The sequence below is a fragment of the Pseudoxanthomonas taiwanensis genome (assembly GCF_010093135.1).
In the GTDB taxonomy this organism is placed as follows: domain Bacteria; phylum Pseudomonadota; class Gammaproteobacteria; order Xanthomonadales; family Xanthomonadaceae; genus Pseudoxanthomonas; species Pseudoxanthomonas taiwanensis.
The window spans coordinates 1-10,372 of sequence record NZ_PDWK01000084.1; the positions used below are offsets into that span (position 1 = coordinate 1).

9 protein-coding genes are annotated in these 10,372 nt (G+C 72.5%); 2 read left to right on the top strand and 7 right to left on the bottom strand.

Annotation, left to right across the window (positions count from 1 at the left end):
• Positions 1-201 precede the first annotated feature (201 nt).
• Positions 202-1,707 carry a M20 family metallopeptidase gene (locus CR938_RS12735; protein ID WP_162125370.1) on the bottom strand — a complete coding sequence of 502 codons (1,506 nt, stop codon included), beginning with the start codon at positions 1,705-1,707 and terminating at the stop codon, positions 202-204.
• Positions 1,708-1,919: 212 nt separating this feature from the next.
• Here CR938_RS12735 and CR938_RS12740 point away from each other — a divergent pair, with 212 nt between their 5' ends.
• Both CR938_RS12740 and CR938_RS12745 read left to right on the top strand, forming a co-directional pair.
• Positions 1,920-2,264 carry a ComEA family DNA-binding protein gene (locus tag CR938_RS12740; RefSeq protein ID WP_162125371.1) on the top strand — a complete coding sequence of 115 codons (345 nt, stop codon included), beginning with the start codon at positions 1,920-1,922 and terminating at the stop codon, positions 2,262-2,264.
• Positions 2,265-2,535: 271 nt separating this feature from the next.
• Complete coding sequence (locus CR938_RS12745) at positions 2,536-3,180, top strand: HutD/Ves family protein (protein ID WP_162125372.1); 645 nt, start codon at positions 2,536-2,538, stop codon at positions 3,178-3,180.
• Here the strand turns inward: CR938_RS12745 and CR938_RS12750 are convergent.
• The 6 genes from CR938_RS12750 to CR938_RS12775 all read right to left on the bottom strand — a co-directional run bounded on the left by CR938_RS12750 (position 3,174) and on the right by CR938_RS12775 (position 10,366).
• Positions 3,174-4,814 (bottom strand): sulfite reductase subunit alpha, encoded by a 1,641-nt coding sequence (locus CR938_RS12750; protein ID WP_162125373.1) that lies wholly within the window; start codon positions 4,812-4,814, stop codon positions 3,174-3,176. The two genes, CR938_RS12745 and CR938_RS12750, sit on opposite strands and share 7 nt — an antisense overlap.
• The gene (locus CR938_RS12755; RefSeq protein ID WP_162125374.1) at positions 4,811-5,788 is read right to left on the bottom strand and encodes an FAD:protein FMN transferase; all 978 of its coding nucleotides are present in this window, start codon (positions 5,786-5,788) and stop codon (positions 4,811-4,813) included. The genes CR938_RS12750 and CR938_RS12755 overlap by 4 nt, the downstream gene beginning before the upstream one ends.
• A 14-nt stretch (positions 5,789-5,802) precedes the next feature.
• A complete protein-coding gene (locus CR938_RS12760) occupies positions 5,803-6,666 on the bottom strand; it encodes a DUF4198 domain-containing protein (RefSeq protein ID WP_162125375.1) in 864 nt (287 codons plus the stop codon).
• Positions 6,667-6,686: 20 nt separating this feature from the next.
• Positions 6,687-7,196, bottom strand: coding sequence for a DUF2271 domain-containing protein (locus CR938_RS12765; protein ID WP_162125376.1), 510 nt, complete (start codon positions 7,194-7,196; stop codon positions 6,687-6,689).
• A 9-nt stretch (positions 7,197-7,205) separates the two neighbouring features.
• Positions 7,206-7,865, bottom strand: a complete 660-nt coding sequence (locus CR938_RS12770; RefSeq protein WP_425502452.1) for a PepSY-associated TM helix domain-containing protein — start codon at positions 7,863-7,865, stop codon at positions 7,206-7,208.
• Positions 7,866-7,963: 98 nt separating this feature from the next.
• Complete coding sequence (locus CR938_RS12775) at positions 7,964-10,366, bottom strand: TonB-dependent receptor domain-containing protein (protein WP_211365236.1); 2,403 nt, start codon at positions 10,364-10,366, stop codon at positions 7,964-7,966.
• Positions 10,367-10,372 lie beyond the last annotated feature (6 nt).

Here is a 10,372-nt window from a genome sequence, read left to right on the forward strand (position 1 = left end):
GGCCAGCCTGGAACTGCACGGAATTGATGCTCATGACGCCACCTCGTCGCCTTCAGGTGGCCGTATGCTCGGCGGTGGGCGACGCACATCCTGCGACTGGCGGCTGAGGGTCGGGGCTAATCAGGAAGCAGAAAGCCCCGGCAGGCCGGGGCTTTTCCGTGTCCGGGGGCGGCGGGCGCCGGGTGGCGCCCGCCGTGCCGGTCAGCAGCAGCCGTGGCCGCCGTGCTGCTCGCCGCCGGCCACCGCGGCCACGCCGGTGGTCTGGCCGCGCACGCTGGCCAGGTAGTGCTCGGCGATCACGTGCGATACGCACTGGGTCACGCGCTTGCCCATCGGGATGTGCAGGAATTCGTTGGGGCCATGCGCGTTGGAGTGCGGGCCCAGCACGCCGGTGATCATGAACTGCGCGCCCGGGAACTTCTCGCCGAGCATGCCCATGAACGGGATCGAGCCGCCTTCGCCCATGTACATGGCCGGCTTGCCGAACGCGGCCTGCGAGGCGGCCTCGATGGCCTGGGTCAGCCAGGGCGACTGCGCCGGCGCGTTCCAGCCGCTGGACGCCTTCTCCAGCTCCAGCTCGACGTGGGCGCCGTTGGGCGGGTCCTTCAGCAGCACGTCCTTGAGCAGTTCGCCGGCCTTCTTCCCGTCCAGGGTCGGCGGCAGGCGCAGCGACAGCTTCACCGAGGTGTACGGGCGCAGCACGTTGCCGGCCGAGGCCAGCGGCGGCATGCCGTCCACGCCGGTCACCGACAGCGCCGGGCGCCAGGTGCGGTTGAGCACCAGCTCGACCAGGTCGTCCGACATCGGGCTCATGCCGTCCAGGAACGGGAACTTGGCGTACACGTCCTTGCCCAGCACCTCGGCCACCTTGCGCGCCTGCTCGACGCGCTCGGCCGGGATCTCCACGTGCAGGCCCTCGACGATGATGCGGCCGGTGGCCTCGTCCTCCAGGCGCGAGAGCAGCTGGCGCAGCAGGCGGAAGCTGGAGGGCACCACGCCGGAGGCGTCGCCCGAGTGCACGCCCTCGTGCAGCACCTTCACCGTCAGGTTGCCGCCGGCCAGGCCGCGCAGCGAGGTGGTGCACCACAGCTGTTCGTAGTTGCCGCAGCCGGAGTCCAGGCACACCACCAGCGAGGGCTTGCCGATGCGCGGGGCCAGGTGGTCCACGTAGGCCGGCAGGTCGTAGCTGCCGGATTCCTCGCAGGCCTCGATCAGCAGCACGCAGCGGGCATGCGGCACGCCCTGTTCCTGCAGCGCCTGGATCGCGGCCAGCGAGCCGAAGATGGCGTAGCCGTCGTCGGCACCGCCGCGGCCGTACAGCTTGTCGCCGCGCAGGACCGGCTTCCACGGACCCAGGTCCGGATCCCAGCCGGTCATCTCCGGCTGCTTGTCCAGGTGGCCGTAGAGCAGCACGGTGTCGTCGCCCGAATCCGGGCCGGTGGCCGGGACCTCGCAGTAGATCAGCGGGGTGCGGCCGGGCAGGCGCACCACCTCGACCTGCAGGCCGGGGATCGGCTGCGCGCGGGCCCACGACTCCATCAGCCGCACCGCGGCGTCCATGTGGCCGTTGGCCTCCCAGTCGCGGTCGAACATCGGCGACTTGTTGGGGATGCGGATGTACTCGACCAGCTGCGGAACGATGTCGTCGTCCCACTTCTGGCCGATGTAGGCCTGGGCGCGTGCCGGATCGAGCCGGGTGATGTCCATGGATTGCTCCGGAAAGGGAAAAGGGTTGACGTGCATTTTACGCCCGCGTCTGTAGGAAATTCCCTACACGCGCTTGGGGAGTTGCCCTGCTGTTCGGATGCGTTCATGGCGATACCTTGTCGCCATGTGGCGCGGATGATTGGCCGCACCGGGGCGCTTGGCAGGAGGCCGGGTCCCGGTGATCCAACCACCAAGCCACAAGGAGTGTTGCCATGAAGCCGTTTTCGGTTCTGTGGAAGGCGCTGGCACTGGGCGCGCTGCTGTTGGCCGGCTCCGCGATCGCCGCGGACAAGGTCGACATCAACACCGCCGATGCCGCCCAGCTGGAAAAGGTCCTGGTCGGCATCGGACCTGCGAAGGCGGAAGCGATCGTCCAGTACCGCAAGGCCAACGGGTCCTTCAAGAGCGTCGACGAGCTGGCGCTGGTCAAGGGTATCGGCCTGAAGACAGTGGAGCGCAACCGGGATCTCATCACGGTCGGGCCGGCCAAGGCCGCCCCGCAGGCCAGGCCTGCGCAAGCCGCCGCCCAGGCGAAGGCGCCAGTGGCGCGCCGCTGATGGGCCGGGACGCCGCCGCGGCGCTGGGGGGCGCCGCGGCGGCCGTCCGGGGGCCATGCCCGCGGCCGGAGGCCCGGGCCAGGACGACCGGATCGGAGCCGGTGGATGCAGGACGCATCGCCGGCACCTGCTGGAGCAGGAGGCACAGGGGAGGCAGGGAGCCGACAGGGATGTAACCCGTCGCCCGGCGTCGCACAGGACGTGCAGCCGGGCGACGCCATTTCCGGGCCGCGCGCGCGCTCCGTCCTGCCGGCTGCGGCACAATGACCGGATGCTCACCGGTCCGATGCGGCACATCCCTTCCTGCGAGTACCGGCGCCAGCCCTGGCGCAACGGCGCCGGCTGGACGCGCGAGATCCTCGTCCTGCCGGACGGCCCGGACTGGAGCCTGCGCCTGTCCATCGCCGAGTTCGGCGAGCCGTCGGCCTATTCGAGCTTCGCCGGGGTGGAGCGTGAGCAGCTGCTGCTGTCCGGCGGCGGCCTGCGCCTGGACTTCGGCGATGGCCGCCGCCAGGACCTGCTGCCGCCGCACGGGCGCGTCCGCTTCACCGGCGAGCAGGCGTCCGCGGCCGCGCCGCTGGAAGGCCCGGTGCAGGTGTTCAACCTGATGTGGCGGCCGCAGGCGGTGGAGGCGCGGTTGCTGCACCGGCCGCTGGTGGGAGGCATGTACTGCTTCGTCGGCGCGGCCACGGCCTGGGCCGTGCACGTGATCGGCGGCAGCGCGCACGTGTCCGGCCAGGAAGGCCGCTGCATGCTGGAGGCCGGCGACACTGCCTGGCTGCCCGGCGGCGCCGGGCAGCGGCGCTACGCCATCGACGGCGCCGGAGAGATCGTGCTGGTGCGCGTGGACCGCGCCGGCGCCGGCATGGCGCCGGCCCTGGACGGGCCGGCCGGCGTGGACGGGGCGGCTCAGTAGACGTCGCGGCGGGAGCGGCCCTCGGCGCGCAGCGCGTCGCGCAGCGCCGCGCCCAGCACCTCGGCCAGCACCGCGTCCACCGCAGGGGCCATGCCCTCGGCGCTGCCGCACACCAGGATGTGGGCGCCCTCGGCGACCCAGGCGCGCAGCGTGTCGGCGGCCCCGCGCAGGCGGTCCTGCACGTAGACCTTGCGGCCCGCCGCGCCGTCGCGCGAGAAGGCCAGGTCCAGGCGCTGCAGCCAGCCCTGCGCCTGCCAGGCGCGTACCTCCTCGCCGAAGAAGAAATCGCAGGCGGCCTGGCGCTCGCCGAACAGCAGCCAGTTGCGGCGTGCGCCGGCGGCGATGCGCGCACGCAGGTGCGCGCGCAGGCCGGCCATGCCGGTGCCGTTGCCGACCAGCACCAGCGGCGCGCCGGGCGGCGGCGGGTGGAAGCCGGGATTGGCGCGCAGGCGCAGGTCGACGGCCTGCCCGGGTTCGGCGTACTGGCACAGCCAGCCGCTGCCCAGGCCGGGGCTGCCGTCGGGCTGGTGCATCAGCCGCACCAGCAGGCGCAGGCCGCCTTCCTCCGGGATCGAGGCAATGGAGTATTCGCGGTGCGGCAGCGGCTGCAGGCGCGCGGCCAGGGCCTGGGCATCCAGCCCGGCCAGGCTGTCCGCGGCCGGCCGCCGCGAGCGCGCCAGCAGCGCGACCAGGGGCAGGGTGGGGCCGCCGGCGTTCACCGGCGTGTTGCCGTCCAGACCCAGCGCCTCGAGCAGTTCCCGCCCCCGCTCCGGCGGCTGGCACGGGCCGATCTCGGCGATGTCGCCGGCCTGCCAGGCCGGCAGTGCGCCTTCGGCAGGGCGCAGCAGCAGGGTGTAGGCCGGCCCGCCCTGGCTGCCGGGATTGAGCAGGGTGCGTTCGACCAGCCGCCAAGGTTCGTAGGCCGGCGGGGCCCAGTCCGGCAGGTCGTCGCGGCCGGCGATCCGGCCCAGTTCGTACTGCCAATGGCGCAGTGCCGCGGGATCGGCGTTGTCCACCTCCACCCGGTCGAACAGCGCCTGTGCGCCGCAGGCGCGCAGCCAGCCGTCCAGGCGCCGGCCGAAGCCGCAGAAGTCGGCGTAGCTGCGGTCGCCCAGCGCCAGCAGGGCATAGCGCAGGTGGCCCAGGTCGGGGCGGGCGGCCATGGTCCGGTGCAGGAAGCGCAGGGCGTGGTCGGGCGGGTCGCCCTCGCCGGTGGTGCTGGCCACGAACAGCGCCTGGCCGGCGGCGGCCAGGCGTTCCGGATCTACCTCTTCCAGCGGCAGCACCAGCACCTGGCGGCCGCCGGCGCGCAGCGCCTGCGCGCTGCGTTCGGCCAGGCCGCGGGCAAAGCCGGTCTGGCTGGCCCAGGCCACCAGCAGCGGCGTCGGGCTTCCGGCCGGCAGTGGCGGGGTTGCAGCGGTCCGGCGCCGCCACAGGAAGGGCAGGGCGAAGGCCAGATAGGCGACGGCCACCGCCGCCGCCAGCCAGCGGCGCGAGGGCCGCGGCGCGGCCGGCCACCAGTCCCCGCCGTGCAGTGGCAGCAGGGCGAAGGCCGCCAGCAGCAGCAGCGCCGCCACCGCGAGGTTGCCGGCCGGCGCCCAGGTGCCGGCACGTGGGGGTGAGGCGCCGCTCATGCCGCCAGGTACGCCTCGAAGGCGGGCGTCATCGCCTCGCGCAGCCGTGTGCCATCGCGCACCACGAAGCGCGCCGCCATGTCCCGCGCCCGGGCGAAGGCCAGGCCTTCGTCCGGGCCCATCACGGTCAGCGCGGTGGCCCAGGCGTCGGCGTGCATGGCCTCGGCGGCCACCACGGTCACGGCCGCGGCGGCGCCGGGCACCGGCGCGCCCAGGCGCGGGTCGAAGGTGTGGGTATACCAGGTGCCGTCCTGCTCGAAACGGTGCCAGCGGTCGCCGGAGGTGGCCACGGCCGCGTCCGCCAGCGCCAGGACGCGTGGCGGCAGCACGTCGGCCGAGGCGGCCTCGTCGAAGCCGGTCTCCACCAGCACGCGCCACGGCTGGCCGTCGGGGCGCCGGCCCAGACAGCGGATCTCGCCGCCCACCTCCACCAGTGCGGAGGCCAGGCCGGCCGCGAGCAGGTGCGCGGCCACCGCGTCGGCGCCGTAGCCCTTGGCGATGGCCGACAGGTCCAGCTGCAGGCTGCCCGGCTGCAGCAGTTCGCGGCCGCCGGCGCGGCGCTGCAGGCGCTGCCAGCCGGTGCGCCCGCGCGCGTGCTCGATTTCCGCAGGATCGGGCACGCGGCGTGGGGTGCCGGCGCTGCCGAAGCCCCACAGGTCCACCAGCGGCCCGACGGTTGGATCGAACGCGCCGCCGCTTTCGCGCGCCACGGCGATGGCCGCGTCCAGCACCCGGGCGAAGGCCTCCGGCAGCGCCTGCCAGCTGCCGGCCGGGGCGCGCCGGTAGCGGCTGATGTCCGAGGCCGGCTCCCACGGGCTCATCTGCGCCACCACCGCGTCCAGCTCGGCCTGGATGCCGGCGTGCAGCGCGTGCAGGTCGGCGCCGGCGGGTGCGGCCAGGCGCACGCTCCAGGTCGTTCCCATGGTCTGGCCGCCGAGGGTGGCCAGGGCCGCGGCGGTGGCGCCGGCCTGCATCGCGTCGCGCCCGGTTACTGCGGCAGCACTTCCAGGGTGGCCACGTACAGCAGGCGACGCTTGCTGGCCTGCGGCACGCGGGTCTTGCCGTCCTCGGTGGACACCTCCAGCCAGTAGCGGCCGGCCTGCGGGAAGGTGATGGCGAGGCTGCCATCCGCGGCGCTGGTGACCCGGATCTCCTCCTGGGCGTTGCGGTAGCGGGTCCCGCCGCGGACCACCTCGACCTCGAGCCCGGCGGCCGGCTGGCCATCCACGTGCAGGACGAACTTCGCCTCCTCGCCGGCGAACAGGTCGTTCGGATGGGTCACCGGCACCAGCTCCAGCCCCTCGCCCAGCGCCCGGACCTCGGTCGGGCGGCCGTTGGTGACGAAGGTCTCCACGCGGCCGAAGGTCTCGGTGACCTGCACGTTCTTCGCGTCGGCCGGAATCTTCGCCGCCAGCTCCTCGGGCCGGGCATTGCGCAGGAAGCCGCCGCGCGGCGCGCCCGGGCCGGTGACCGGCTTGCCCTCGGCCTGGGCCCTGGCCTTGGCGGCCAGGCTCTCGGCGGTGTCCCAGCTGGCCGACACGCCACGGTTGACGCTGGCGATGCGGTAGGTGCCTTCCTGCTCCAGATGCAGGTCGAAGGTGCTGCGGTACTTGCCGGTGGAGGCGTTCTGCAGCGGCACCAGGCTGCCGTCCGGGGCGATGGCGACCACGTTGTCCAGGCGCATGGGCACGTGGTCGGGGAAGAACAGCTGGTTGGACACGGCGGCGTCGAAGGTCACCCACACGTCCTGGCCGGCGACGGTGGCCTGCGAGGGCACCAGCCACTGCTTGTGCGCGGCGGCGGAGAAGGGAAGCGCCAGCGCCAAGGCGACGACGAATGCGTGCTTCTTCATGGAATGCTCCTCGGGGCGGGTTACTTGACCGACAGGCTGACCGTGCCCAGCTCGCTGGCGCCCTGCGCCTCGCCGGACTGCGGTTTGCCGTTCCAGGCGAAGGGGATCTTGAGCAGCTCGCGGCCGCCGACCTCGCGCGCGGCCTCCACCACCAGGGTGTATTCGCCCGGCGGCAGCGTGCCCAGCTGCGGATGGCGCTCGTCGAACTTCAGCACGTGCCGGCCGGCCGGGCGGGTGGGGCCGGTGACGCCGTCCACCGGCAGGTCCAGGTTGCGGCCGGACCTGCGCCACCACTGGCGCAGGTCCGGCAGCCACTTGGTGCCGTGGCCCTCGGCGGTGTCCTTCTGCATGTACCAGACGGCCAGGTTGGCGGCCACCTTCTGGTCGGCGCCCTCCAGCCAGATCGCCACGTAGGGGCGGTGGTACTCGGCCACGTTGAGCTTGGGGATCTCCACCTCGACCTGCAGCTCGGCCGCGGCGGCGGGAAGGGTCAGCAGGCCGGAGATCGCGAAGAACAGCTTGGCGCGCATGGAAGCCTCTCAGTGGATGAACAGCAGGGCCAGCAGCAGGGGCACGACCAGGCCCAGGCCGACCAGCGGCCAGGTCAGGCGGCGCTGCCGCGCGTGCAGGTGCAGCAGGAACAGGCCGGTGACGCAGAACACCAGGCAGGCGATGGCGAACACGTCGATGAACCAGCCCCAGGCCGGACCGGTGTTGCGACCCTTGTGCAGGTCGTTGAGGTAGGCGATCCAGCCGCGGTCGGTGCGTTCGTACTCCACCGCGCCGGTCCCGCGGTCGATGCTCAGCCAGGCGTCGGCACCGGGCGCCGGCATGGACACGTAGGCCTCCTCCGGCGACCATTCGGCGACGCGCCGTCCCAGTGGCACGTCCAGCGCCTCCGCCAGCCAGTGCGCCACCTCCGCCGGAAGCGGCGCCTCGCCTTCCTCCGGCGCCTGGCGCAACGCCTCCAGGAGCGGTGCCGGCAGTTCCAGGGTGCGGTTGTCCACCTCCGGCGTGGCGGAGATGCGCGCGGCATGGTTGAGGGTGATGCCGGTGGCGGTGAACAGCAGCATGCCCACCAGGCACACGGCCGAGCTGATCCAGTGCCACTGGTGCAGCGTGCGCAGCCAGAAGCCGCGCCGGCGCTGGGCGGTGACGGGATCGTCGCGGGTCGGGTTGGCCGGCACGGGCTCGCGCAAGTTCGGAAGGGTCCGCGATTATAGCGGCGGTTGAGAACGGTTCTCAGTTCTTGGCGCGCCTGCGCCCGAACGGTTGGCCGCCCGGGCGCCGGCGGGGATCAGAACTGCAGGTTCAGGCTCACCCAGACGCTGCGTGCCTTGTCCTTGTTGTTGTAGTCGTCCAGGTACAGGACCTCGTCGGTGCCGTCCTCGTACACGCCGTCGCCATCGAGGTCGCGGAACTCGGTGGCGTAGGTGGTGAAGTCGCGGTCCAGCAGGTTGTTGATGCGCGCGTTGACCGTCAGGTTGTCGCTGATCCGGTACGAGCCGCCCAGGTGCAGCACGGTGTAGTCGCGGAAATACAGCGGCTGGCCGGTGATGGCGTGCAGACCGCGGTAGCGCTTGGCCCTCGACTCGGCGGCCAGGAACAGGTCCAGGCGGTCGGAGGCCTGCCACTCGAAAGTGGCGTTGGCCATGTGCCTGGCGCTCTGGCCCAGCGGCAGCCCGGCCTGGGCGCCGCTGCGCTGCTCGCTGTCGGTGTACGTGTAGTTGCCGCGCAGGGCGAAGGCCGGGCCGATCTGCCAGCGTCCGGCCAGCTCCGCGCCCTGGATCACCACCTTGTCGATGTTCACCGTGCGCGTGCTGTTGGCGTAGCCCAGCTCGGCGTACTGGCCGGTGCCGGCGCAGGCCAGGGCCAGGCCCGGGCCGCACGGCTGCGAGGCGATCTTGTCGTCGAAGGTGTTGCGGAACACCGTGGCGTTGAAGTTGTGCCCGTCCGGGTGCTGCCAGTACACCGCCAGCTCGTAGGTGGTGCTGGTCTCCGGCTGGAGGTCCGGGTTGCCGAACATGGGCGAGGTGCCCTGCCCGCCGAAGCCGACCACGCCGTCGTACAGCTGGGTGGTCTTGGGCGTCTTGAAGCCGGTGCTGGCGCCACCCTTCAGGGTCCAGGTGTCGCTGAGGGTGTAGACCGCGTACAGGCGCGGGCTGACGTGGCTGCCGAACACCTCGTGGTCGTCGTAGCGGATGCCGCCGGTCAGCGCCAGCGCCTCCACCGGCTTCCAGGTGTCCTCGGCGAACAGGGAGTACATGTTGTGCTCCTGCTTGCCGCCGGGGCGCCCGGCCTCCATGCCGAACACGCCGTCGGTCAGCTCGCCGCGCACCACCTGCGCGCCGACCACCGCCACGTGCTCGCCGCCGGCCTGGAACGGGATGTCCAGCTTGGCGTCCAGGGTGTACTGGGCGCTTTCCAGGGTGCGCCGCGGCCGCGGGAGGAAAGCCAGCAGGCGCTGGTATTCCTCCTCCGTGAGGTGGGCCTGCATGATCGCCAGCTTCTGCGCCTCGGACTGGTTGTTCCAGGCGTTGGCGTTGCGGAAGCCGATCGCCGCGCCGGGAGCGCAGTAGCCGCTGCCGCCCACGCTGCCGCCCATGCGGGTGCAGGCCGCGTTCCACAGCTGCTGCAGCTGCTGGCGCTCGGCCACGGTGAAGGGCAGGGTGCGGCCCGCGTTGTCGGTCTCCACGTAGGCCAGCGAGACCTGGCTGTTGCCGAAGGCCCAGCTGCCCTCGTGGGTGATGGCCCAGCTGTCGCGGGTGAATTCCTGGGTGGGCGCGTAGCCGGCGCGCGGCTCGATGCGGCCGTTGTTGCCGATGCGCAGCATGGCGCCGTGGTTGTCCACGGTGCCGACCGGGTATTCCTCCACGCCCTCGTCGTTGATGCGGATGCGGTTGTCGTACTCCTGGCGCGAGGTGTCCAGGTCCAGGGTCAGGCTTTGCCGCCCGGTGGGCGTCCAGGTGAGGCTGATGCCGCCGGCCCTGTTGGTGTTGTCCACGGTCTTGCCGCCGCCGCCGAAGCCCAGGGCGCGGCTGTGCGCCTCGCCGGCCGGGTCGGTGACGTCGCCGTACACCGGGTTGGAGGCCTGGCGCCGGTAGCGGCTGCCGCGCACCGCCAGGTCCAGCTTGCCGCGGACCAGCGGGCCGGTGAGGTTGAAGTCGGCGGTGCTGTCGTCGCCGTAGGCGTCGTCGGTCTCGAAGCTGCGCCCCAGGGTCAGCGAGCCGGCCCAGGCGTCCAGGCTCTTGCGGGTGATGATGTTGATCACCCCGCCCATGGCGTCGGCGCCGTACAGGGTGGACATCGGGCCGCGGATCACCTCGATGCGCTCGATCGCGTCCAGCGGCGGGATGTGGTTGAACTGGTTGCCGCCAAAGTTGTTGGGGTAGATGTCGCCGTGGTTGTTCTGGCGGCGGCCGTTGATGAGGATCAGGGTGTAGTCCGGCCCCATGCCGCGCATGGAGACGGTGCCCTGGCCGGTCTTGTCGCGGGTCTCGCCCACGTCCACGCCCTCCAGGTCGCGCACCGCGTCCAGCAGGGTGATGTAGGGGCGGCGGGCCAGGTCCTCGGGGGTGATGACGCTGATGCTGGCCGGTGCGTGGACGATCTTCTGCTCGAAGCCGGAGGCGGTNACGACGATGGCATCCAGATCGGTGGCCTCGGGGGCGGGGGCCGGTCCGGCCAGCATCAGCGTCATCACCCC

Bases quoted from the DNA above. Each gene is read 5' to 3' on its own strand.
- CR938_RS12760 (WP_162125375.1), bottom strand. From the start codon at position 6,666: ATGAAGAAGCACGCATTCGTCGTCGCCTTGGCGCTGGCGCTTCCCTTC.
- CR938_RS12740 (WP_162125371.1), top strand. From the start codon at position 1,920: ATGAAGCCGTTTTCGGTTCTGTGGAAGGCGCTGGCACTGGGCGCGCTG.
- CR938_RS12765 (WP_162125376.1), bottom strand. From the start codon at position 7,196: ATGCGCGCCAAGCTGTTCTTCGCGATCTCCGGCCTGCTGACCCTTCCC.
- CR938_RS12745 (WP_162125372.1), top strand. From the start codon at position 2,536: ATGCTCACCGGTCCGATGCGGCACATCCCTTCCTGCGAGTACCGGCGC.
- CR938_RS12735 (WP_162125370.1), bottom strand. From the start codon at position 1,707: ATGGACATCACCCGGCTCGATCCGGCACGCGCCCAGGCCTACATCGGC.
- CR938_RS12755 (WP_162125374.1), bottom strand. From the start codon at position 5,788: ATGCAGGCCGGCGCCACCGCCGCGGCCCTGGCCACCCTCGGCGGCCAG.
- CR938_RS12750 (WP_162125373.1), bottom strand. From the start codon at position 4,814: ATGAGCGGCGCCTCACCCCCACGTGCCGGCACCTGGGCGCCGGCCGGC.